The sequence below is a fragment of the Mucilaginibacter psychrotolerans genome (assembly GCF_004519315.1).
Classification (GTDB): Bacteria; Bacteroidota; Bacteroidia; order Sphingobacteriales; family Sphingobacteriaceae; genus Mucilaginibacter; species Mucilaginibacter psychrotolerans.
The window spans coordinates 1-24,620 of record NZ_SOZE01000047.1; the positions used below are offsets into that span (position 1 = coordinate 1).

At 46.7% G+C, this 24,620-nt stretch carries 23 protein-coding genes; 12 read left to right on the forward strand and 11 right to left on the reverse strand.

All coding sequences use genetic code 11. The features are described 5' to 3' along the window. Nucleotides 1-251: 251 nt before the first annotated feature. The 5 genes from E2R66_RS26155 to E2R66_RS26175 all read left to right on the forward strand — a co-directional run bounded on the left by E2R66_RS26155 (nt 252) and on the right by E2R66_RS26175 (nt 3,247). The gene (locus tag E2R66_RS26155; RefSeq protein WP_240049538.1) at nt 252-959 is read left to right on the forward strand and encodes a hypothetical protein; all 708 of its coding nucleotides are present in this window, start codon (nt 252-254) and stop codon (nt 957-959) included. A 2-nt stretch (nt 960-961) separates the two neighbouring features. Further along, the gene (locus tag E2R66_RS26160; protein ID WP_133236524.1) at nt 962-1,300 is read left to right on the forward strand and encodes a hypothetical protein; all 339 of its coding nucleotides are present in this window, start codon (nt 962-964) and stop codon (nt 1,298-1,300) included. A gap of 729 nt (nt 1,301-2,029) precedes the next feature. After that, the gene (locus E2R66_RS26165; RefSeq protein ID WP_204985995.1) at nt 2,030-2,233 is read left to right on the forward strand and encodes a hypothetical protein; all 204 of its coding nucleotides are present in this window, start codon (nt 2,030-2,032) and stop codon (nt 2,231-2,233) included. A 134-nt stretch (nt 2,234-2,367) separates the two neighbouring features. After that, complete coding sequence (locus E2R66_RS26170) at nt 2,368-2,682, forward strand: hypothetical protein (protein ID WP_133236522.1); 315 nt, start codon at nt 2,368-2,370, stop codon at nt 2,680-2,682. A gap of 226 nt (nt 2,683-2,908) precedes the next feature. Then, on the forward strand, nt 2,909-3,247 hold the full coding sequence (locus tag E2R66_RS26175; protein ID WP_134737967.1) for a hypothetical protein: 339 nt from the start codon (nt 2,909-2,911) through the stop codon (nt 3,245-3,247). Nucleotides 3,248-3,389: 142 nt separating this feature from the next. Here the strand turns inward: E2R66_RS26175 and E2R66_RS26180 are convergent, their stop codons facing one another. Beyond that, complete coding sequence (locus E2R66_RS26180) at nt 3,390-5,072, reverse strand: CBM96 family carbohydrate-binding protein (protein WP_133236520.1); 1,683 nt, start codon at nt 5,070-5,072, stop codon at nt 3,390-3,392. A gap of 312 nt (nt 5,073-5,384) precedes the next feature. Between E2R66_RS26180 and E2R66_RS26185 the strand changes: the two genes are divergently transcribed. Continuing rightward, a complete protein-coding gene (locus E2R66_RS26185; protein WP_133236518.1) occupies nt 5,385-7,109 on the forward strand; it encodes a D-arabinono-1,4-lactone oxidase in 1,725 nt (574 codons plus the stop codon). A gap of 518 nt (nt 7,110-7,627) precedes the next feature. Here the strand turns inward: E2R66_RS26185 and E2R66_RS26190 are convergent. Together E2R66_RS26190 and E2R66_RS26195 are read right to left on the reverse strand one after the other, a co-directional pair. After that, nucleotides 7,628-8,533, reverse strand: a complete 906-nt coding sequence (locus tag E2R66_RS26190; RefSeq protein WP_133236516.1) for a hypothetical protein — start codon at nt 8,531-8,533, stop codon at nt 7,628-7,630. Nucleotides 8,534-8,961: 428 nt separating this feature from the next. Then, nucleotides 8,962-9,543, reverse strand: coding sequence for a Crp/Fnr family transcriptional regulator (locus tag E2R66_RS26195; protein WP_133236514.1), 582 nt, complete (start codon nt 9,541-9,543; stop codon nt 8,962-8,964). A 208-nt stretch (nt 9,544-9,751) separates the two neighbouring features. On the opposite strand from E2R66_RS26195, the gene E2R66_RS26200 reads away from it, so the two are divergent. The 6 genes from E2R66_RS26200 to E2R66_RS26220 all read left to right on the forward strand — a co-directional run bounded on the left by E2R66_RS26200 (nt 9,752) and on the right by E2R66_RS26220 (nt 13,541). Continuing rightward, a complete protein-coding gene (locus E2R66_RS26200; protein WP_133236512.1) occupies nt 9,752-10,900 on the forward strand; it encodes a M28 family metallopeptidase in 1,149 nt (382 codons plus the stop codon). A gap of 33 nt (nt 10,901-10,933) precedes the next feature. Next, a complete protein-coding gene (locus E2R66_RS26205; RefSeq protein ID WP_133236510.1) occupies nt 10,934-11,272 on the forward strand; it encodes a hypothetical protein in 339 nt (112 codons plus the stop codon). Between the two features lie 12 nt (nt 11,273-11,284). Then, nucleotides 11,285-11,980, forward strand: a complete 696-nt coding sequence (locus E2R66_RS26210) for a CPBP family intramembrane glutamic endopeptidase (protein ID WP_133236508.1) — start codon at nt 11,285-11,287, stop codon at nt 11,978-11,980. Between the two features lie 163 nt (nt 11,981-12,143). Continuing rightward, nucleotides 12,144-12,314 (forward strand): hypothetical protein, encoded by a 171-nt coding sequence (locus E2R66_RS28725; protein WP_192902012.1) that lies wholly within the window; start codon nt 12,144-12,146, stop codon nt 12,312-12,314. 8 nt (nt 12,315-12,322) lie between these two features. After that, nucleotides 12,323-12,958, forward strand: coding sequence for a hypothetical protein (locus tag E2R66_RS26215; protein ID WP_133236506.1), 636 nt, complete (start codon nt 12,323-12,325; stop codon nt 12,956-12,958). A gap of 250 nt (nt 12,959-13,208) precedes the next feature. After that, entirely contained in the window at nt 13,209-13,541 is a 333-nt protein-coding gene (locus E2R66_RS26220) for a DUF7668 domain-containing protein (protein ID WP_133236504.1), read from the forward strand. A 168-nt stretch (nt 13,542-13,709) separates the two neighbouring features. On the opposite strand, the gene E2R66_RS26225 is transcribed toward E2R66_RS26220, so the two are convergent. The 8 genes from E2R66_RS26225 to E2R66_RS26260 form a co-directional block, all read right to left on the reverse strand. Further along, nucleotides 13,710-15,461, reverse strand: a complete 1,752-nt coding sequence (locus E2R66_RS26225; RefSeq protein WP_133236502.1) for a HAMP domain-containing sensor histidine kinase — start codon at nt 15,459-15,461, stop codon at nt 13,710-13,712. Beyond that, a complete protein-coding gene (locus E2R66_RS26230) occupies nt 15,458-16,591 on the reverse strand; it encodes a sensor protein KdpD (RefSeq protein WP_133236500.1) in 1,134 nt (377 codons plus the stop codon). The genes E2R66_RS26225 and E2R66_RS26230 overlap by 4 nt, the downstream gene beginning before the upstream one ends. Before the next feature lie 112 nt (nt 16,592-16,703). Then, nucleotides 16,704-17,759: a porin gene (locus E2R66_RS26235; protein WP_133236498.1), complete on the reverse strand. Its 1,056-nt coding sequence runs from the start codon at nt 17,757-17,759 to the stop codon at nt 16,704-16,706. A 133-nt stretch (nt 17,760-17,892) separates the two neighbouring features. Continuing rightward, on the reverse strand, nt 17,893-18,456 hold the full coding sequence (locus E2R66_RS26240; RefSeq protein WP_133236496.1) for a K(+)-transporting ATPase subunit C: 564 nt from the start codon (nt 18,454-18,456) through the stop codon (nt 17,893-17,895). A 19-nt stretch (nt 18,457-18,475) separates the two neighbouring features. Beyond that, nucleotides 18,476-20,509: a potassium-transporting ATPase subunit KdpB gene (gene kdpB, locus E2R66_RS26245; protein ID WP_133236494.1), complete on the reverse strand. Its 2,034-nt coding sequence runs from the start codon at nt 20,507-20,509 to the stop codon at nt 18,476-18,478. Nucleotides 20,510-20,557: 48 nt separating this feature from the next. Beyond that, a complete protein-coding gene (gene kdpA, locus E2R66_RS26250; protein WP_133236492.1) occupies nt 20,558-22,276 on the reverse strand; it encodes a potassium-transporting ATPase subunit KdpA in 1,719 nt (572 codons plus the stop codon). Between the two features lie 12 nt (nt 22,277-22,288). Beyond that, nucleotides 22,289-22,366: a potassium-transporting ATPase subunit F gene (locus tag E2R66_RS29345; protein ID WP_078346467.1), complete on the reverse strand. Its 78-nt coding sequence runs from the start codon at nt 22,364-22,366 to the stop codon at nt 22,289-22,291. A 258-nt stretch (nt 22,367-22,624) separates the two neighbouring features. Beyond that, the gene (locus E2R66_RS26260) at nt 22,625-24,601 is read right to left on the reverse strand and encodes a KUP/HAK/KT family potassium transporter (protein ID WP_133236490.1); all 1,977 of its coding nucleotides are present in this window, start codon (nt 24,599-24,601) and stop codon (nt 22,625-22,627) included. Nucleotides 24,602-24,620: the final 19 nt, after the last annotated feature.

Below are 24,620 nucleotides of genomic sequence, written 5' to 3' on the forward strand. Positions count from 1 at the left end.
GCCTTGCAAATGAAAAACTAACGCTTATCTTTACCCTACCTAACGTTCTTTATAGCACCTCAAAAGTGCAAAACGGAAAACAGCCAAAAACATAAAAACTTTATGGCAGCCAATACGATTACGGCGCAAGGTTCTATGACCCGTTAATCGCAAGGTGGAATACTATCGACCCGCTGGCGGAAATTAGTCGTAGGTGGTCGCCTTATAACTATGTCCTCAACAATCCTATTAGTTTAGTCGATCCTGACGGAATGAAAGTTGATAGTGCAAGTAAACCTGAATGGGATCGTCAAAAACAACTTATAACAGATAAGCGCAATAATTTTAATCAAGGTATAGCCGATCTTAGGGCAATTGCAGGAGCTACCGGAGTTAATTTAGATGGTCTGATTAGTGGAATACAACAACAAGTAACAAGTTTAGATGGAACTCTATCTAATTTGACTAACTTAGAAAATAGTACACAAGTATATGCACTTAGGGGTGGTGTTACAGAGGTTGGAGGTACAACTTTAAATCCTCAAAATCATATAATTACTTTTGCTTTTGGAACGACGGCTAATTTTATTCATGAGACTACACATGGTGGGCAATTTGAAGCAGGTGAGATTGCGTTTAATTCAAGAGGCGCAATAGTTGGGCAAGATGTTAATGATGAAATTTCAGCATATCAAAGGCAATTTGCATATGATCCATCTTCCGTGTCAGGTCTTCGTTCATCTTCAGTTGCAAATACTCTTGGTGCTATTAACGCTACTTGGGTTCAAGGAATTACCACATCAACTGGTGACAGAATTTATGCTCCAGGAGGAACAGCCAATACAGGTATAAGCCCTGTAAATATTAATTCAGATAGAGCTGCGTTAATGCGGGCATATCCAAACATAGCGAATCAACTTCAGAGTTTGCCCGCGAATTTTACTTTAAAATCAATCCCAGGATTATACTATAAACACTAGAAATGAAAAGATACCTAATTTGGGGAATGCTGTTTGCTTCCTGTACTATTAATCAAAAGTTGTCTGGTACTTATCACGCTAATGGTATTGATTATAACGATACCTTGAAACTAAATAAAAATGGCAGTTTTGTTTTACGGGTCGAAACTACCGAAAGTAAACCGACGTGTACAGGCCAATGGCAATTTCTAACTAAGGACACAATCCTACTAAAGTGTAATCCTGAAGGTATATCCGAAATGATTTCAAATACGTATATATCGGAGAGAGAAATGAAAATTGTACTGTTGCGTGACGGTAAAATAAAGTACAAAAACATGATATTAATTAAAGCCCCTTAACGGGGCTTTGTTATCCCATCTCGCGCCAGCATTAGCGTAGCGGTGCTGGTGTGTTAAAAGCAAATAAGACAATAGCAACAAAAAGGAATAGAAAAGCCCGGCTAACCGGGCTTTTCTATTTAACGGCAATATTCTGCTCAAAGAAAGTTTGAAACTTATTTTTAGTAAGCATACCATCAATAATACGATATACAGCATGTTTATCTTCCTCGTCAAGTTGAGAGATAAGCTGCAACTTTTCATTAGCGGTTTTATCCTCTACCCTGAATAACTTAAACCTCACATGAAAACCTATTACAGAATTATGCTCGGCAGGAAAAGTAAATCTTTATAATGCCCTATGAAACTTCATCAAGTATATAAAATTGTTAAGTGTAAGCTGATTCTCGACCCCGGAACCAGTAGAAGAAGATTTGTCCCGATAGAAGGGCAAGGTCTTCCAACTAATATATTTATTGAAGGCGATAGGGCCATTAGAGAACGTTACCCTTTAAACACCATATTTATCGCATCCGACGTTAAGGTATGCAAAAAATCAGATAGGGAGACATTTTACCTACGTGCTAAAAACCAAAGCTTGATGCCGTTATCATCACTTAAGCTTGATGTGCATAAGCCTTAGTTATAGTCTCATTATTATCGCTGTCAGAAACGTTCTGTTTACGCCATTTAAAAGCATCACCCAACCACAAGCCGGGGACGCTTGCGGCAGCGGGGGGTAGTTGCCATATGGCTACCTTGCATGCGGGCCACAAGCCGGGGACGCTTGCGGCAGCGGGGGATAAAACAAGTTTGGATATCACCTGGCTAAAAGATAAATCGTTAGCCGACCTCGACAACCTCCCCGACCCGGATGTACTCGCATTGGACATCATGGAAAACTTAGAAGCGGGGCTGGAAAATTTCAGGTCGATTGTGAGGCAGTTGGGGTAGTAGCCATGTGGCTACCTTGCAAACGGGCCACAAGCCGGGGACGCTTGCGGCAGCGGGGGTCATACCAACGAGTATAGTTGTAAATATGATTCCGAAATTGCCTGCAAACATTATTTCAGATAAATCAAGCATTGATGATAAATAAAAAAATACTAATTTATATCGGCATTATATTAATGATAATGGGTTGCGTAATTTATGATCTTTTTAATCGTCGTAACGCGGAAATTGCGCTAAAAAACAGTGACACTGTTGTAGCTATAGTACGCGAGATTGGACCAGGTAGAGGCAACTCCACTATCTATGTTGACTATGTTTATGCAGGACAAAATTTAAATAGCAACTTCTCTGTTTCGGTTGACACTTTCAAAATAGGTGAGAAATTACTGCTAAAAGTATCCAAGGGGTCGCCAAGTAGGTATATTGAATACCTTAATAAAAAATTGTAAAGTGTTAAAAACAGAGGTTTTGACGATACGTTGATATTAAACAACTAAAGTATTACGCCTCTATTGGTGTCCCTTGGTGCTCGCCGTTTCCGCCCTTGTTGGTGTTCGTGGTGTTGACCGTTGTTGTGTCTTATGACCAACAACTGAAGCGCGGGAATGCCCTCGGCTGATGCCCTATGCTGGTGTGCGCGTGCCTTGTGTATTTATCCTTCCTCCGCAGTAGGGATTGAAAGGGGAAGCCGACCGCGTGGGGCTTGAGTGGCAGGCAGGGCGGCCGAAGCGCAGCGTAGCCCGACAAAGCCCGGCCTGCCTGCCGGTAGGCAGGGCCGAAGGCACTGCCCTAAATATTTCTTTGCGTATGTTGATGTGTTACCGGCAATTATTCGCCGTTGACCGCTTTACAGATTCGCTCTTCCTGCCGATGATTGCCGCGTCGCCCCACCGCTCAGCCCCAGGCTCCGCTCCTCGCAAGGACGTGGAGGTGAATAGAATTAATCCATCTACAGCAATTTATTTTAAACCACTATCCTGTTTAAGAACGGCATCATACCTTCCAAATGCGTAACCGCTTTACAGGTTCGCTCTTCCTGCCGATGATTGCCGCGCTAACGCTCGCAATGACGATGTGGTGAATAGAATTGTCAAATTTGGAAGGTTGACAATTCTATCGCTCAGGATGACAAAGGGGAAAACAATACCATTTGTGGCTACCTGATGATGAGCACGGGCTTGTTGCTACTGCTTTCTTTACTGGCAAATTGCACGGTGATATTTTTATTTGATGCATCCTTTATTACAAAGCTTGCATTTTTGTCGCCGGCTAGCTGTGCCTTTACAAAGGCTGTTACATCAAAATTAATGCGCTTGGGTTGGCTATCTGCAACAGCGGTGCTTAGTGCGCCTGCAGCGGGTTGAGGTGCGTTAGTAAATGTAAGGCTATTTTCTTGCCAGCTGCCGTCGTCGATACCAAAGCTTGATAACGTTAAGCTATTTGTATTATCTATATTTTTGCCATAAACACTTAGCGTTGCAGAATTTACGGTACTGATATCCTGTAGAGAAAATTTAAGGTATACCGACCGCAGATAATTATTTGCGGTAGCGCCTTTAATTACCAGGGCGGTATCGGTACCATAATTAGCGGTGCCGAAGCTGCCATTGCGTACAAAGGCATCTGCAGACGGAAGCAACTCGATGGACGGGGTACTGGTATTGAAAACCGGCGTGCCTTTGTAATTGATGGCAGAAAAATTACCACCGGTATAGTGGATATAACCATTAAGCACTGCCGCTACCCCGGCAGATTTTGCTGCACGCATTGGCGCAAGTACCTGCCATACATTTGTTGCCGGATCGTACGCAAAAACCTGTTTGCCCGGTGTATTATAACCGGTTTGGCCGCCAAGTACAATTATCCTGTTCCCGTAAACTACTACAGACGATAAAATATGATCCAGCGCAAATGGCATATCGGCCATATTGGTCCAGGTATTGGTTTGCTCGTCGTAAACCTGCAGCGTTCGCTGGGTTATGGCATCTTCATTTTGATAATGAGAACCGCCCATTACATAAATTTTCCCATTGAAAACAACCGCTCCCGGATGATTTACAGCGTTGTTTAGTGGTGCAAGTGTTTTCCACCCTGCCGCGGGATTGTTAAGCTCAAATACCAAATGAATCTTAGTGTCTACACGCGACTTATCGGCACCGCCCATATAATGTAGCTTACCATTTAAATAGCGCAATTGCCCGGCACCCAGGGCTTGCGGCAAATCGGGCATCCTGGTGTAATCGTTTGTGGCAACATTGTATCTCCACACCTGCTTGGTGCCGAATATCTGGCCGGTGCCTGCTGCATCAGATGTGTACCCTCCTGCCATATAGATATCGGTTCCATCGGTGGTAACGGCAACATGCGTGCCTCCCCCAAAATTAGATCCGTTGGGTTCCTGCGGTAAACTTTTGATAGATGCCCAGGTATCCACATCCGGGTTGTAAACGTAAGCACGTTTGGTAGGCGTCCAATTTGGGCGTTTGTTTACATCAAAACCACCGAAGATGTAAAGTTTGCCTTGCACAACCTCGCCTTGTATTTCATGCGTAGCCAGGGGTTGCGCTTTTGCTGTACCCCAGGTAATCGACGAAAAATCGTCCCCGGCGGCAGGTGCGGCAAAAGGAGCTACCGCGATGCTTTTAAATTTGAGATCTGCCGGTGCAAGCGGAGCATCGGCCTTTTTACAGTTTGATAAACAGCCTAAAGCGGCCAGCGCAGCTATTTTGGTGGATTGTTTGAATAAGTTTGTAACCATACCCTGCAGGTGATTTAATGATACGGGTAAAGCTAAAGAGAAACCGTGGGCCGATAAGATGCCGGCACCTGATTGCCCCATAAATGAGCAATAATGGGAAGGCCCGGCGCGTATCTGTTGGCCCGGCCTCCTGATGCGCGTTCCTAACCATTTGCACGGTGCAGGTTTAGTTAAATAACCCCACTGCTGGTTCGCGGGTGGCTGCCTGGGATTTAATAATGCGGCTAGCCTTACAGCATTTTTTCGACACCCCGGCAACGTATAATGCTAAAAGCTATTTACAATGTAAAAAAGGCAAAATTAGCCTTTAAACCAGGTATAAACACCTGTTTTTCAAATATTTAAAAATATAAACTTTTGTTATGGTTATATTTAGAAACCTAAATTATAATCATGTCAACACCAGTTATAGAAAAAGGAAAGGATGGATTTTACCACCCTTCCACAGAAGAACAAATTACCGCGCTTGTGAAAAAAGCGTCGCAGGAAAACCTTGAAATTCGCTGCCGTGGTGCAGCCCATTCCCTGGCAAGGGCAATTTATACCGACCCGGGCCCAGGCGAACCACCATTACCTAACGAAGTATCCGAGCAAAAACCACCGCTTGGCCCAAACCTAAACATCATGTTTGACCAGTATGCCAAACTGGTATGGATAGACCAGCAGGCGGGGATAATAGAGGTAGAGGCCGGTATACACTTAGGATACGACCCGGAAGACCCAACAGGTACTTCTACCCTGGAAAACAGCCTGCTTTACCAAATATTCACCAAAGGGTTTACACTGAGCGATCTGGGTGGCATTTCGCACCAAACGGTCAGCGGGTTTTTAATGACCGGCTCTTCGGGCGGGTCGTTATGGTATGGTATTGAGGAAAATATCATAGGCCTGTGTATCATAGATGGAAATGGTGAAGCCGAATGGTTCACCAACGAGCAGGACGAATTTGGGGCCGTGGTGCTTTCGCTGGGCCTGTTGGGCATCGTAAGCAAAATAAGGCTGAAGCTGGAGCCCAATTACTTTATTTATGGGCAGCAGATCACCTACCCTACCACGCAACCGGCCTGCCCGATTGATCTTTTCGGCCCGGGCACTGCCGATAAACCTTCGCTTGAAAACTATTTATTAAAAACACCTTACTCCCGCATCCTTTGGTGGCCCCAGGAAAAAGTTGAACGGGTGGTGATTTGGGAAGCAACCCGCGGCGCGGCAATGCCGGTATTTGATCCCGCCCCCTACGAGGAATTCGCGGATAATAACTTTTTGAGCAATGTAGAGCAACTGGGCGCTTCGATGCTTTTTACCATGCTGGGTAACAGCAAATTTGGCGTGGTGTGGCAAAAACTTAAGCCCTCTTTTGCCGAATTCAGGCACCTTACAGAACTTTCGTGTGGATCGGGCTTTTTTGCCAGGTTGTTTGCCGCTATCATCACCTTTATACTACAGGTAATCGGGTTCCTGCTTACCCTTTTCCTGATGACCTTCCCGGCTATTCTGCACGCGCTTTACGCGCCGGTTGTAGATGTGCTGCAACCACTCACCAAAAACGGAAAGGGCCAGTTATTTATGGATTATACCTACAGCAGCCTGCCGATGGATAACGGTGCGAACGACGTGCTGATGGGGACCGAATTTACCGAGATATGGATACCGCTTGCCGATACGCAACGCGCCATGCAGCTGCTGGATAAAATGTTTAAAGAAGGTAAGTTTAAAGCCACCGGATACTACTCTACCGAGTTATATGCCGGCAAACAAAACAGCTGCTGGTTGAGCCCTGCTTATGAACGGAATGTATTCCGGATAGATTTTTTTTGGTTTAGTACCAACGAAGGTAACCCTGCTGCACGCGACGGCTTTTTTAGCCAGTTTTGGGACCGCCTGAAAGCGGAACAGATCCCGTTCAGGCTGCACTGGGCAAAATTCCTGCCCGAGTATGAGTACGGGCAATGGGCGGCTTACTTCCGTTCACAATACCCACGTTGGGACGATTTCATGGCCCTAAGGCAAAAACGCGACCCGAAAAATATTTTCCTGAATGACTACTGGTCGTTGCACCTGTTTGGTACAAAAAAAGACGCTTTGCCAGGCTTACCGGCTGATATAACAGGTTCTTGATTCGCCGTCACCGCAGGGTGTTTCGATAGAAACCCCTGCGGCGGCATGCCGAGCGGATATGCTGTACAGGAATGTTCTGGTGCCGCAAGGTCCTTTTTTCGAAGAGACTTTGCGGGGACGAAAACCAACAAATACCTAGAGCCTCACAAAGGAGTAAAAGTGCGTACCAATTTGGGCAGTCCCTGCGGGCCTATATGCCGATTGGCAGACAGGGCTATGCGCTTATACTTCACAGGCCTTAACCAAGGGCCGGCCCGCAGGACAACTATGGAGTATCTGCTGCTATCCTATTGCATTTCTGAACCATGATTAACAGGATTTAAGGATGGCCTTGAGTGTATTTTAGGAAATTCTTAAACCGCAAAAAATCAAGGTTCAGACAAATTTCGGCACTCCACACGGCAGGTCGCCGTTGTGCAAATTCCGTAAGCATAATGATTACTTTTATGATGGGGTTCTGAAACAAGTTCAGAATGACGTTTAATGTTCTTTGGGGTTCCCTGATTGCCACACCACCCCTACTTCCCCGCCAAATAAAACTTTTCCCAAAAATCAACCGATTTGCTGAGCTCGCTCCTATCGGCCGTGTTGCCGCCGCCACCAGGCATGCCGCCGCCACGACGGCCACCGCCGCCGCCCATGCCGCCGCCGCGACCGCCACCCATACCACCTCCGCCGCCCATGCCGCCGCGACCGCCACCACCCGGGCCACCGGGACCACCCATATCGCCGCCGGCCGGCCTGTCGCCTTTCTTGGGGAAAGTGAGTCCATTGATTTTGATATTAAAGGCCCATTCGTTTTTGCCGCTGGCATCTGCATGCAGCATGGCTATGGGCACTGCGGCTTCGTACACCAGGTATCCCTCGCTATCAAAGCCAAGCGCGGTTTTGATACCGTATAGGTTGGCGGTGGTCATTACCTCGTTTAGTACGTCGGCAAAGCCCGTTGCCTTTATTTGTTTGAGGCGGGTAAGGCCGACTTCCAGGCGTTCCTGCTTGTCGCCATCGGTACCGCCGGGTTGGGGCTGCTGACCATCATCGCCGGGCTGTTGCTGCTGCATGGCGCGGAAATCGGGCAGGACCGCGGGGTCGGTATAGGGGAAGGTAACGCTGAAGCTTTCCTTCTTTTTGCCTTTAGGGTCGATAGAGAAGGTGATGCCGGCCATCAGCGCGCGGCGCTGCTCGCTATGATCGCTGATGCGCAGGGCTACGTATATATTGTCTTTATCGTTGGATATGGTGTAGGGGATTTTCTTTTCCTCGTTAATGTAGCGGAGGCTGTCGCCCCATTCGGTCAGTTTGCCATCAACCAGCACCGCAGCAGGTGCAGGTTGCAAGGTTGGCTTATCGTTTTTGTTTTGGGCAAGGGCAGCAAGCGGCAGCGCAAAAGCGGCCAGCAAAAGGTATCGGGCGGGAGTTTTCATCGTTGGGGTTGTGATGTAATTATCAGATAAGATTACAACAACGGCAGCCTGCGCTTATTGTGGAGGGACAACGTAAAGAATTTATTACAATTGGGGATTGGTGAATGGTTGATTGGTGAGTGATTGGAAAATCAATACCGAACACCGAAGGCTGAATATGGAATGATGAAGTGAAAAAAGCAACAACCGAATCCTAAAATCATTAAAACAGCGAAGGACTCTCGGGCGCGAAAAACAATCAAACTGCGGAAAAATTATCGGTTCAGCAATTTTTGCGGGTTATGACCGCATACCTACAAATGGAAAAGCATGCCAATGAAAGGAAAGCTGTTGGTTTAGTGAGTGGTGAGCGGTGAATAGAGAATGGTTGATGCCTGAATTGTAAAGATGAATATAAACTGCGTTTCTAACTTCTCCAACCTTTCTAACTATTTTATCACCACCGTATTCAGCATCTTGCTTAAAAACTCGGGGGTAACGCCTATGTACGATGCTACCTGTTTTTGCGGCAGCGACCGGATGAGCGATGGGTACAGGGTGCAAAAGTTGCCATAACGCTCCATGGCACTTAATATCATATTATCTATTTGCCGGTGCTGGTAGGTGGCCATGGCATTCTCGGATAACATACGACCAAATCGTTCAAAAACGGGGTACTTCAGCTGCAGGGCATCCATATCGGGCTTATTGATAAAGAACAGCTCGGTTTCCTCTATCGCATCAATATTTAAGCGGGCAGGTTCGCCGGTGAGCAGGCTGCGCATATCCACTATCCACCAGCCGGGGGGCGCAAACTGCAGCACATGTTCGCCGCCATTTTTATCAATCGCGTAGCTGCGCAGGCAGCCTGCGGTAACAAAATATATCTTGCTGTCCACGTCGCCCTGCTCCAGCAGGTATTGCTTGCGCTTTACTTTTTTGTAATGCAGCAGCGAGGTGAAGTAAGCGGCCTCCTCCGTATTGAGGGTAACATAGCGGGCAATATTGGCGAGGATGGGCGTATGATCCATAGATAATACAATTATAAGGAATGGTAAGAAGTTCACGAATTGATTGACACGAATTTCACGAATTGAGGCAAATTTCACGAACAGGGCGAATTTTGTCTGAACCTTGATTTTTTTGATTATAAGATGGCCTTGATTTCTCCTTCCTTGATACTATCGCCCATGAACTATGAACCACCAACCATGAACGCTTTTTTGTATTTTTACCCTGATGAAACTTAAACTAAGCCTTATACTATTACTTGCTAGCCAGCTGGGCCGGGCGCAGGATATGAAATTTGCGCGCAAGATGGTGGATACCCTCACCTCGCCTTACTTTTGGGGGCGCGGCTATACCAATAACGGCATGGGTAAAGCGGCAGATTTTATTGCCGCTCAGCTAAAAAGTTACGGATTAAAGCCCATGGCCGGCAAAACTTACCTGCATGAGTTCAACTACCCCGTGAATACCTTCCCCGGCAAAATGGAGGTAGCTATCAATGGCGTGGCTTTGGTGCCGGGCAGGGATTTCATTGTTAGTCCGGATAGCCGCGGGGTTACCGGCGAAGGCAAGCTGGTGCAGCAGGACAGCACCCACTTTGTGGATGCCGTGAACCGTATAATGGTCACTTTGGAGACAAAGCTCACCTGGTCGGCAGAGCAAACGGTATTGGATTATACCGTGATACAACTGGATAAAAAACTCCAAACCACCCTCCCGAAAACCATCAAAGTTGATATAGAGAACACGTTTAACCCATCGTTTAAGGCGGCAAATATTTGTGGTGTGGTAAAGGGTACTTCCCATCCCGATTCGGTTATCGTGTTCACCGCTCATTACGACCACCTGGGCGGCATGGGCAGTAAAACTTATTTCCCCGGTGCCAACGATAACGCCAGCGGCGCAACCCAGGTGCTTAGTCTGGCCCGGTATTATGGCCAGCATCCGCAGCCTTATACCATGGCATTTATATTTTTCGCGGGAGAAGAAGCGGGTCTGCTCGGCTCCAAACATTTTACGGAGAACCCATTGATCGATCTGAAAAACATTCGCTTTCTGGTAAACCTGGATTTAGAGGGAACCGGCGTGGAAGGTATCACCGTGGTGAATGCATCAGTGTTCCCTAAAGAGTTTGCCTTGCTGAAACAGGTGAACGAAAAAGGGAATTACCTGGTGAAGGTGAACTCACGCGGCAAAGCCGCCAACAGCGACCATTACTTCTTCAGCGAGAAAGGTGTACCAGCATTTTTTATGTACACCCTCGGCGGCATCAAAGCCTACCACGATATTTACGACATTAGCGCTACCCTGCCGCTGAACGAATACGAAGACCTGTTTAACCTGCTGCTGAAATTCAACGAGGGGTTGATGGGGAAATAATTTTTATCAGAGACATCGGAAACATAATCACCAATGGAAGAGCTAAGCAAAAGCGACAAACGTGTAGCCCGCGAAGTGATAAGCAAAGGGATGCACGAGGAATTTAGACGAGGGATGGAATCGTTCTACAAATTATTAGAAACCTGGCGCAAAACCACAAATGAAGACCAATTGCATTACGCAGAATTATACGGCGCGGTAAAGGATTTCGACAAGCAAATTGCACGACGGTACGATGGTTTGCGGAATTCGATGCTTTTAAATGTACTGTCCTGGCAACTACGGGACGGCTTAATTGCAGAAACCGACCTTGATTCGCTTTCGGCTGAAACAAAAGCCCGGGTAGTCAGTTGGGCCAACCAGGATTTCTAATACCAAACAAATATGCTATCAACCGCCACAAAAGGCAATCCTCAGCGCATAGCCGTAGCCAAAGGGTTTGTCATCGTAACGCTGCTGTTCTTTGCCATTGCGCAGGTTAACCACCTCTTCGTTTCGGTTACGGGCATGACGGAGTGGTCCGCAGGGATGTTTACGATTTCGCGGTGTTTCTATTGGCTGTGGCTGGGCTGCATTTACTTATACGTAACGCGCGTTGAACAGCAGCCTTTGCTGCTGTGGCCCGAGAAAAGCTATGGCGTTGGATTCTACCTGGCATCGGTATTCGGCATCATCTTTACGCTGGGTATAGGTAATGTAGCCATTACCTATGCCTTATACTTTGCGGGACTATACAAAACAAACGAGGCTGTTTTAGGGCTCGGGCAATTTAGCCTGCTGCTGAAAATATTTATATCGTTAACGGCGGGCATCGTAGAAGAACTGGTGATGCGCGGCTACCTGATGCCCCGGCTGCAGCTATTCTTCCGAAAAAGCTATTGGCCAGTTATTATCTCTTCTATATTATTCGGCATTGCGCATGCCCGGTGGGGCACCCTGGCCAATGTGCTGGTGCCCATGTTCATCGGTTTTATATTTGCCTGCCATTACCAAAAATACCGCAACATCAGGGTGCTCATATGCTGCCACTTTGCCTGGGATATGATTAGTTTGTTGATGCTGCCGCATGGGGGGGAATAAGGAAGTGGCGTTTATCACAACAGCAAACTAAAATAAAACCTACTCTCCTCGCTTAATTCTCTTTCAAGGCCGATGGTGCCGCCTTGAAGCTTGTTAAAACACGAACTACTTGTGCTTTGTTATTATCAACCAATGAAGTATATTTGTTTGAAACTTCAAAACGATGAGTGACAAAGACATAGAAATGCTAATCGAACTTGCCAAGGTAAAATTGGAAGAAGCCGAACATATGTCTAAAAAAGAAGCTATCCTTTCTCTCAACAAAGCGGGCATCCTCACAAAAAAGGGCAAATTCGTGAAAGCTTATAGTGAACTTGAAGACGCTAACGCGTAAACTAATCCATGTACGATATAAGGCCAAACTTCATCATCGGCTTTCATGGCTGCGACATTAGCGTTGCCAATAATCTCGTTAACAACCCCGACCATATAAAAATCAGCACCGAAAAATTCGACTGGCTTGGCCATGGAATGTATTTTTGGGAGAACAATTATGTACGCGCTATGCAATGGGCAGAAGAAAAGAAAGCCAGGGGTAAAATAGCTACGCCGGCGGTGGTTGGTGCCGTTATTCAGCTTGGCCAATGTTGTGATTTCCTCGATTCGAAATTTATCAGGATGATACAATCTTATCACCCGATAATGGAGTTGGAATATAAAGCTGCAGGAAGAAACCTTCCCGAAAACCTTGATCACGCGAAAGACCCGAATAAGGATAAACTTCAGCGGATTTTAGACTGCACGGCAATAGAGTTTATGCATAGTAAAATAGCTACGCAAATAGCGGAAGATATTTCCAATAAGGGCTACAGTAATTTCCATAATTTCGACTCCACAAGAGGTGTTTTCACCGAAGGTGGCCCCGCTTTCCCCGGCGCGGGTATTTTAGAAAAAAGCCATATTCAAATCTGTGTACGAAACATAAACTGTATCAAAGGCTTTTTTAAGTTAAGGAAAGAAATTGAGTTTAAACCTTGAAATCACCTTGCCTTATAACCCCATTTTCGTCTCCGCAGGATCATCTCTTTGAAAAAGGTCCCTACCCTGCGGCACGAGGACATTCCCGTACAGCATATCCACTCTGCGTGCTGCCGCAGGGTCCACTATCGACAGAACCTACGGAGACGTCAGTAGACCCTGCGGGGACTAATCCGTAAAAGCAGCATAAAGTTACTTTTAGGGGTACATAAAGAAATCCCTACACGGATACCATATACTAGATAAAAACATGAATGCAAATAAGATAAAAACAGTTATACAAGAACTTGTAAGGGAACTGGTAGAACTTAAATACCAAGACATTTATGAGCAAGACTATGAAAAAATAACTAGTGCTCCTGCAATTCAAGAAGCTATTGAATCGTATGGTCAGGTTTTGACAATGCCACCAAACAGTGCATTTGAGAACATTGACATATACGAAACAGACAATCCAAATAAAATACAAGTTGATTTTGACCTTTGGTTTAACAACAAAAAAAGTGATTTAACATTGAGTTGTGCTGTATATGACGACGGTAAAAAGGGAAAGTACAGTATAGAAAACATACATATGCTATAGAAGATTTTCGTCTCCGCAGGGTCTCTTTGAAAAAGGCCCCTGCGGCACGAGGACATTCCCGTACAGCATATCCGCTCTGCGTTCTGCCTCAGGTTCCTCTATCGAGAGACCCTGAGGAGACTTTAGCATCTATTGACTATCATCCATTGCCTATCGACTCCTCCCCCCTCACACCGGCAAACTAAAGTAAAACCGGCTCCCCTCACCTAGCTCGCTTTCAACGCCGATGGTGCCGCCTTGTGCGTTGATGAAATCTTTGGAGATGGCCAGTCCCAGGCCCGAGCCGGACTTATTTTGCCCATCGGTAGGTACCTGGAAGTAGCGGTCGAACAGGCGTTTTTGGTAGGCTTCGTCTATCCCCCGGCCGAAATCTTTTACAGAGAACTCTACCTTGCCCTGTTTAGCGGCAACCTGTATCACTATCTTCGATTTTTCGGCGCTGTAGCGCAAGGCGTTGGATAGGAAATTCACAAGCACCCAGGCCGTTTTTTCGATATCTACGTGCACATCGGGCAGGGTATGGTCTTGCACAATCTCCAGCTCTACTTTCTTTTGCTCCGCCTGGAATTTGATGGAGGTGATGGCATACTCCACAATTTTCATCGGGCTAACGGGTACGAAGTTCAGCTGGATATTGCCCGTTTCTACCTGCGAAAGTTCCAGCAATTCGCTTGTGATCTTCAGCAGGCGGTCGCTATCGTCTTTAATATGGGCAATCAGTTGGTGCTGTTCGTTATTCATGGCGCCTACGCGGTCGTCGTTCAGCAGCTTGAGGCTCATTTTGATGGAAGCGATAGGCGTTTTCAACTCGTGCGAAATGGTGGCGATGAAGTTGGTTTTGGCTTCGTCGCGTTCTTTGAATTCGGTAATATTTTTGAGGATATACACCTTGCCCGCCGGGCGGTTGGCTATCTGCAACACATCCGTGCCGTGGTTGATATTGGGCACCGAAATGCTGCTGCTCTGCAACTGGAAGTAGGCTTCCCGCCCATCCAAAACGATCTTGAAAGGCTTTATAGGAGCATCATCACCAATGATGGACCTGAACAGGTCGTTGCCTTTGGTGAGCGCTTCTGTATTTTTGCCGATCACCTTATCCTCATTGATATTGAGTGCTTTGCGGGCAGCATCGTTCATGAACAGTATTTCCTGCTTTTGGTCTACCCCAATGATGGCATCCTGCATCTGCTCGATGATGGCTTCAATCCTGCGTTTCTCTGATATTACCGTGGCCAGGTTGCTGTTTTCCCACTCGTTCAATTGTGCCGCCATGGAGTTGAAGGCATTAGCAACTTCGGCAAACTCGTCGTCTTTTTCGAAACGCAGCCGGGTATCGTAATTCTTTTGCCCGATCTCGCGGATACCCTCTAATAAGGCACGCAAGGGATTGGCGATAAAGCCCGGAAAATTCACGCTGAAACTGAACAACACCATAAACGAGAAACTCGCCACCAAACCCAATATCAACGCGGCATCATCTACCGTTTTACGTGCCTGGGCATCTTTGCGCACGATGGCCTGCAAGTTAAGCTCCTCTATCTTACCAAGGCCCGTTGTTATCTTATGGTAGGCCGACCCAATCACCCGGGTATCGCTGCTTAGCTTCGACAATTTATACGCCGTGAACCCTGCGCGTAAGGTATCAGTCGCTGCCTTTTCGTTCGGCTCGGTGATGTTGTGCTCCTGTAGATACAAATATTTCTCAAACTTCCGCTCACCCGCCGTATCTGCATTAATGCCACCATTATCGAGCAGTTGCCGCATCTGCCGCACAAAATTCAGCGACTCGTAATTGTTCTTCAATATCGCCTTCGAGTTCTCCGAAATATCGCGGATGTAGAACAAGGCGGTAGCACCGAAAAACAGTACCACTACAAACAAAAAGCCGAAGCCTAACCGGAGTTTAGTTTTTACTTTCATGATAATATGACCAGATCGGTCTCTGTTGCTGCAATTTTGTTGAGTAATTCGTTAAATATAGCCGTTCTTAAGATCACCTGCCACAAATTCAAATGGGGTTTACCTATGCAGATGGTGGTAACCTCTTTCTCTTCTGCTATTTGCATAATGGTTTTGGTAACGTTGTCGCTTTTTATTTTGATGAGTTCGGCACCAAGCTCGGTCGCCAGTTTAAAATTATTGATCAGGTGCCGCTGTTTATCCAGTTTTATCTTGTCCAGGCTCTCGTTGCTGCTTTGTACATAAAGCACTATCCATGGCGAGCGGTAATACGAGGCCAAACGCGCTGTTTTGCGGATCACGATCTTCGCCGTTGCGGCATTGGATGAAATACAGGCCAGGAATTTTTCGGGCCGCAGCTTTATTTGCTTGGGCACCTCCACGTTAATCTTCCGCTCCAGGTGGTGGGCAACTTCCTTCAAGGCAATCTCGCGCAACTGCAGAATTTTTTCGTTGCGGAAAAAGTTTTGCAGCGCGGTAGCCACTTTGGCTTGATCGTATATCTTGCCTTCTTTTAAGCGGGCAATGAGTTCATCGGCAGTAAGGTCTATGTTAACGATCTCGTCGGCCAGCTCCAGCACCTTATCGGGTACGCGCTCGGTAATGGCAATACCGGTGATAGATTCTATCTCTTCGTTCAGGCTCTCCAGGTGTTGGATGTTTACGGCGGTTATCACGCTGATACCCGCCTCTAAAATATCTTTTACATCCTGCCAGCGTTTGCTGTTTTTGCTGCCTTCGATGTTGCTGTGGGCAAGCTCATCCACTATCACCACTTCGGGGTGGCGGTTAAGGATGCCCTGCAGGTCCATCTCTTCCAGCTCTTTTCCCTTGTAAAAGGTTTTACGGCGGGCGATGTAGGGCACGCCGGCCAGCAGGGCATGTGTTTCGGCCCGGTTGTGCGTTTCGATATAACCTATTTGTATATCGATACCGTTTTTAAGCAGGGCATGCGCTTCCTGCAGCATACGGTAAGTTTTGCCCACGCCGGCACTCATGCCGATGTAGATCTTCAGCTTACCGCGCCTGCTATCCTTCAACAGTTCGATGAAGTTTTTTACGGAGTCGTCTTTATGGTCCTGCTCTTCCATACTTCTTATTTTTTAACCGCCGAGGGCACAGAGGTTACGCAGAGAGGCACAGAGGTTTTTGAACTTTCTCTGCGAGCCTCTGTGTTTTTCTCTGTGGTTAAATTCTCAATATTTAAAATGCGTAAACCGCCGCTATTAAAAACTGCGATGCCGTTTTTGCAGGCCCGCCATTGCTATTTACAAACTGCATCTGTTTGCCTTTATCCAGCCTCACTTCGGGTATCAAAGTTAGCGGACCAGCCTTTACATTCGCAGTTAAAGTATATGCTTTAATGGACTGCCCCGCTGCCGGGCCTGCGGGTGCAAAACCTCCGTTTTTGGTTTTGAAATACTCACCGCGTAAACCCAAAGTTACCTCTTTAGATACTGCCAGTTGCGGGTATAAAGCTACGCCTTCAAATCCGCCGCCAACAGCATCGGGTGCGGAGAAAGTTGCGCCGTTTAACCCGAGTTTAAATGCATTGGTAATTTGGTAAGCAGTTGTTAAATCGAATATTGTGCCCGATGTTTTTACGCTCAGCACGTTAAGGTATGCAGTCCATCCGTTTACCGGGCTTACAAATAACTGTGCGCCAAAAGTTGATACGTCACGGTTAGACTGGTAGTTATTCCAGGTATCGTTGAATATGCCAGCCATCAGGCTTACTTTACTATTGAAAGCATAAGTAGCTTTAAGCCCTGCATTTTGGAACGGCCCATTAGTGAACAGGTACGAGGTAGAATAGTTAAAGTTGCCTACCGGCGATATTACCTCGTAACCTACGAAAGTAGCGATGTAGCCTGCAGTAAGGTTCAGTTTATCGGTAACATCGTAACCGACATATAAATTCTGGATATGGAACGACTGCCCGTTGGTACCGGCGTTGGGAATGGATTGCCCCTCCCCGCGCGGACCGAAAGATATTTCGCCTACGAAAGACGTTCTGCTTACCTTCTTCTTCACGGCCAAATCTATCATACCTAACGATACAGAATTTTGGTCGGTAGCGAAACTGGTGGGGATATTGGAACTCCCCGCCGCATTGCGGAACCGCGAAAAATCATATTTAAAATAAGTATCTACCGAGCCGGAGATGGTTAGCGGTGTTTCTACGGTTTTAGTAGTGTCCTGTGCTTTTGCGAAGGCTGCTGATAGTATGAGTGCAGCTGATAATAGTACTTTGTTCATTTTCGATATTCCAATCTGTTTTTTAACCACAGAGTTCGCTGAGGTTGCGCAGAGAGGCACAGAGTTCTTATAGCTTGTTTTTTCTCTGTGAGCCTCTGTGTTTTCCTCTGTGTACTCTGTGGTTAAATTCTCTTTATTTTTTTAACTCGTCTAAAGCCACATTCAATTTCAACACATTCACCTTAGCAGGGCCAAACAGGCCTAACAGTGGTCCTTCGGTGTGTGCGGCAACTAAATCTGTTACTTGTTGTACGGTTAAGCCACGAACATCGGCAACACGTTTGATCTGGATTTTGGCGGCATCCGGAGAAATATCCGGGTCTAAACCGCTGCCAGATGCTGTTACCATTTCGGCTGGGATATCGCTGCGTTTTAAGTATGGATGATATTTAAGCAGGGTATCTATGCGGCCAGCCACATCCTTCAAATAATCGGGGTTGCTGGGGCCTTTGTTGCTACCAGCAGAACCGGCTGCATTGTAACCAACTGCCGATGGCCTTCCCCAGAAGTATTTTTGCAGGGTAAAGCTTTGGCCCTCGTTGGCGTAGCCAACCACCTTGCCGTTTACGCTGATGGTTTCGCCACCGCCTTTGCCTTTAGAAAGTTTACCGGCAAAGGAAATAAGCACAGGATATATTACGCACAGCAGCACAATGAGTACCAGCGTTAAGCGTATGGATGTCATTAAATTTTTCATTGTCTTGTTATTTTACTAATTAGAAGAATAGGGAAATAAGTAAGTCGATTAATTTTATGCCGATAAATGGTGCGATCACACCGCCCAGGCCGTATATCAACAGGTTGCGGCGAAGCAATGCGCTGGCACCTATTGGTTTGTACTCTACGCCTTTCAAAGCCAATGGTATCAGCATCGGGATGATAATGGCGTTGAAGATCACCGCCGAAAGTATCGCACTTTCGGGACTGTGCAGGTGCATGATATTGATGGCCTGCAATGCCGGGATAGAGGCAATAAACAAAGCCGGAACAATAGCAAAGTACTTGGCCACGTCGTTAGCGATAGAGAAGGTAGTCAGCGTACCGCGGGTGATGAGCAACTGCTTGCCAATCTCTACGATCTCGATGAGCTTGGTTGGGTCGTTATCCAAATCCACCATATTACCTGCCTCTTTGGCTGCCTGGGTACCGCTGTTCATGGCTACACCTACGTCTGCCTGGGCCAGTGCGGGGGCATCGTTGGTACCGTCGCCCATCATGGCTACCAGGCGGCCGCTTGCCTGTTCGGCTTTGATGTAGTTCATCTTATCCTCGGGCTTGGCCTCGGCAATAAAATCGTCCACACCTGCTTTTTCGGCAATAAATTTGGCGGTTAGCGGGTTATCACCGGTTACCATTACCGTTTTGATACCCATTTTACGCAGGCGCTCAAAACGTTCGGCAATGCCGGGTTTGATAATGTCCTGCAATTCTATGGTACCCAAAACCACTTCGTTTTGCGATACCACCAGCGGCGTACCACCATTCGAAGCGATTGCTTTTACGCGCTCTTCCACATCGGCAGGCACTTTATTACCAGCCTTAAGGGTAAGGTTGCGAATAGAGTCGAAAGCACCTTTACGTATACGCAGGCCTTCTTTGGTATCGATACCACTCGAACGGGTTTCGGCCGTAAACTTGATGAACTCTGCACCTGCGGGTGCGGTAGTGGCAATGCTCATTTTGCTTTGCGTGGCCAGTTCTATGATCGATTTACCTTCGGGAGTCTCATCGGCTAATGATGATAATACCGCTGCTTTTACCAAATCATCAGGCAACACATCAATGGCGGGCCAAAAATGGGTGGCTTTACGGTTACCAATGGTGATGGTACCTGTTTTATCCAACAGCAGTACGTCGATATCACCGGCAGTTTCTACCGCTTTACCAGATTTAGTAATTACGTTGGCACGCAATGCCCTGTCCATCCCCGCAATACCGATGGCCGATAAAAGGCCACCGATAGTTGTGGGTATCAAACAAACGAAAAGCGATATCAATGCAGCTATTGTGATAGGGGTATTTGCATAATCGGCAAAGGGTTTCAGCGTAACGCATACGATGATGAATATCAACGTAAAGCTGGCCAGCAGGATGGTCAAAGCTATCTCGTTGGGTGTTTTCTGGCGCGACGCACCTTCTACCAGGGCAATCATCTTATCCAAAAAGCTTTCGCCCGGCTCGGTGGATACCATTACTTTGATATTATCTGATAATACTTTGGTACCACCGGTAACCGAAGATTTATCGCCACCTGCCTCGCGGATAACCGGGGCAGATTCCCCGGTGATGGCCGATTCATCTATCGTGGCCAAACCTTCGATGATCTCGCCATCGGTAGGAATGGTATCGCCGGTTTCGCAAACAAATACATCGCCTTTGCGCAGCTCGTTTGATGATTTGCTTACGATGCTGCCATCTTTCAATAAAACTTTAGCAGGCGTTTCTTCACGGGTTTTGCGGAGGCTGTCGGCTTGTGCTTTACCGCGTGCTTCGGCAATGGCCTCGGCAAAGTTGGCAAATAACAAGGTAAGCAGCAGTACGATGAAGATGATAAGATTATAAGCAAATGAACCCTGGCCGGCATGCAGGAAACTGTACACGCACATGTACGCCATAATTACGGTACCTACTTCCACGGTAAACATTACCGGGTTGCGCAACATCACCTTGGGGTTCAGCTTTATAAACGACTCCTTTAATGCAGTTTGCACCAGGGCCGGTTCGAATAATTTATTTGATCTGGTTGTCATTTTAATAGTTTTTTAAGCCCTCCCCTTCCGGGGAGGGTTGGGTGGGGCTTATTTTACCATTGAAAAATATTCTGCAATAGGCCCTAATGCTAGTGCAGGGAAGTATGATAATGCGTTAAGTACCAATATTACGGCGAAGGTCATCAGTCCGAAGGTTATGGTATCGGTTTTTAACGTACCTGCAGATTCGGGGATGAATTTCTTTTTGGCCAGCAAGCCTGCAATAGCTACCGGGCCAATAATCGGCAGGAACCTGCCTAAGATCATCAGGACACCTGTGCTTACGTTCCAGAAGATATTGTTATCGCCCAAACCTTCAAAGCCGGAGCCGTTGTTGGCGTTAGATGAGGTCATCTCGTAAAGCATTTCGCTAAAGCCGTGGTAGCTGGGGTTATTTAACCAGGCCGATGGTTTCACTGCCCAATCGGCATTGCCGTGGTTGGTAAAAACAAAGGCTGCTATTGCGGTACCTGCCATAATTAAAAACGGACTAAGCAAGGTGATCAAAGCAGCAATCTTAACTTCGCGCTCCTCCACTTTGTGGCCCAGGAACTCCGGGGTTCGACCTACCATCAAACCAGAGATAAATACGGCGATAATGAGGTAGATAAAGTAGTTAAGTACGCCCACGCCGCAACCGCCGAAGAAACCGTTGATCATCATGCCCAGCAGTTGCCATAAGCCGGTAAGGGCCATGGTGCTATCGTGCATGCCATTAACAGATCCTGTTGATACAATGGTTGTAAAAGTGCTCCAGAAAGCTGTTGCAGTAGGCCCAAAGCGGACTTCCTTGCCTTCCATAGCGCCGGTGGCCTGCGCAATGCCCATTTTGGCAATGGCAGGGTTACCACCCGTTTCGCTACTGATACTTGGGATGAGGAGCATTAAAGCACCTATCATCATTACCCCGAAGATTACCCAGCCTATTTTTTTACGACCGATAAAGAAACCGAAGCAGAGCACCATTGCAACGGGGATAATCATTTGCGAAACGATCTCGGTGATGTTGGTTAAATAGCTGGGGTTTTCCAGCGGGTGTGCCGAGTTAGCGCCAAACCAGCCGCCACCGTTTGTACCTAAGTGCTTAATGGCTATCATTTGCGCTGCCGGTCCGCGGGAAACTTTAACGGTATCGCCTTGTAAGGAGATGAACTGGTCTTTACCGGCATAGCTGCTTGGCGTACCGTTAAAGGTTAATATCAAGGCTACTACTACTGATAATGGCAATAATAAGCGGGTAATGGCTTTTACAAAGTAATTCCAAAAGTTACCCAGGTTGGTAGTGGTTTTGTCGCGGAAGGCTTTAAAGAAAGCAACCGCGCAGGCAATACCTGTGGCCGCGCTTACAAAATGCAAAAACATGAATATAAAGTGCTGTACCAGGTAACTGGCACCGCTTTCGCCGCTGTAGTGCTGCAAGTTACAGTTTACCACGAAGCTGATAATGGTGTTGAACGATAAATCGGCTGTCATACCCGGGTTGGCATCGGGATTAAGGGGCAGTTTATCCTGGTACATCAAAACAAAAAAGCCATACACCAGCCAAAGGATATTGATGCACATCATGGCCTTCAGGAACTGTTTCCAGTCCATCGGCTCGTTAGGGTTAATACCCGATAGTTTATAGATGCCGTTTTCGATGGGTTTCATAAAATCGGTCCATACTTTTTCGCCGGCAAACATTTTTGCCAGGTACTTGCCCAGCGGGATACCGATTGCCAGCATCAGCACAAAGGAGACCGCGATTCCTAAAAATTCTGTGTTCATGGTGTGAGGGGGTTAAAAGTTTTCGGGTTTAAGCAGCACGTATACCATGTATAAGAAAACTGCAATGGAGATGATGAATAATGCTATCATGGCTTGTTAGATTTGTTCGAACCAGTCGATTGATTTAAAAATTACCCAGCTTAACAAAAGCAGGCAGAGGGAAAGGACTATGGTTGTCATCGTGTTATTATTTTCATCACCTATGCCAATACCAATACCACAATTTTATTCCACTTTATAAGTATTTGATAATTAATATTTTATGATAATTTTCATTGAAAATAAAAACGCGGTATAACAAAAAACCCTTCCATTTTGGAAGGGTTGCTTATCATAAGGGAAAAAATCTTAGGCGTGGCCGGAGGGCGCTATCTTCTTTAGGTTGAAGTACGAGACCGGACTCACCACCAGCGGAATTTTCTCCACCCTGGTTTCGCTGGTATCTAAACCGAATGCCTTGGCATCTGACTGTGCAAGGCGCTTAATGGCAAAGTAGCTGTTCAAAATAAAACCTTCCTTGGCGCTGAACTCGTTTTCGTATGAGAGGAATTTCTCCATCAGCACAAACTGGAAATCGGCGGCGAGGTGGTAATGTTTTAAGGATGGATAGCGGCTGGTAATATCCAGTTGGTTATTGGCCACCATCTCCTGTACCACTTTGCGGAACAGCACATTGATGCGCGGCTGCACCCTAAAACCAAGGCGGAACTCTACCCTGATCACTTTATCATCCTTCAGTTCTTCTACACTGTATTCCATGGTAAAAGGCTCATCGGTACGCTCAATATGCAGAAACCAGTAAACATCGGCTCTTTTGGGCTTACGACTGAGGATGGAGTAGATGATCTTCTGCTCTATTTGCTTACTATTATTGGCTTTGGTGAGGTAGATAAGGTGTGTGGAGAATTTAGAGATGGTAGTATCTGCACTCAAGGCTGTTAATATGGGCAGTTGATCGGCCAGGTCAACAAAGCTAAGGAACCTGTTGTTGATCTTTCGCGCCCTGAACCAAATATACATGGTAAATATCAGCCCCACCTCAAAACCGACGAAGAACAGCCTTTTCAGGATCTTGACAGCGTTTGCCACAAAGAACGAGAACTCTACCGTGAGGAACATGCACAGAATGATGGTAACCAGCCATACCGGCCAATGCTTTACATAGCGCATAAAGTAATACATCAATATGGTGGTCATGAGCATGGCTATGGTGATGGAGAAACCATAGGCGGCTGTCATGGCTTCGGAGGTTTTAAAGTAAAGACTCACCAATATACAGCCGATGCATAGTAACCAGTTGATGCTGGGGATATAAATTTGGCCGCGGATGTTGGATGGGTATTTCACCGTGATGCGCGGCCAGAAGTTCATGCTGATGGCCTCGCTGATTAAGGTGAACGAACCGCTGATGAGTGCCTGGCTGGCAATGATGGTAGCCAGTGTTGCAATCACCACCGCCGGTATGATAAAGCCATGCGGCACGATGGCAAAAAACGGGTTAACGCCCTGCACAATATCGGGGTTGGCTTGCCTTAACACCCAGGCACCCTGGCCAAGATAATTCAACAATAAGGTGATTTTCACAAAAATCCAGCTCACCTGTATATTTTTTCGCCCGCAATGACCAAGATCCGAGTACAATGCTTCGGCACCGGTAGTACATAAGAACACTGCACCCAATAGCCAAAAACCATTGGGGTGCTTTACCAAAAGGTCGTAAGCGTAAACGGGATTGAATGCTTTGAATATGATAGGGTATTGCGCAACTTGTACAAGTCCTAAGCCGCCGAGCATTACAAACCAAATCAGCATGATTGGCCCGAAAGCCGCCCCTACTACGTTGGTACCAAACTGCTGGAAAAAAAACAACAGGAGGATGATCACAATAACGATGACCAGAATAATCGTACTCCCCGGGATAATCACGTGCGATAAAGCAGGCACCAGCCCCAGCCCTTCTATAGCCGAAGTTACCGAAATAGGGGGCGTTATGATACCATCGGCAAGGAGTGTACCCGCGCCAATGATAGCCGGGATGGCCAGCCATTTACCATACCGCCTTACCAGCGCAAAAAGCGAGAATATACCGCCTTCGCCCCGGTTATCGGCCTGGAGGGTAATAAATATGTATTTGAATGTGGTTTGCAGCGTAAGCGTCCAAAACACACAGGAGATGGCGCCAAGTACCATAAAGGCATCGGCGCGGCCGCCTTCTTTTAATATGGTTTGTAAAGTGTATAAAGGCGACGTACCGATATCGCCAAAAATAATGCCCAGCGTTACCAAAACACCTGCGGCAGAAAGCTTGTGGTGATGCTGGCTCATAGGGTAAAATGGCTAAGGG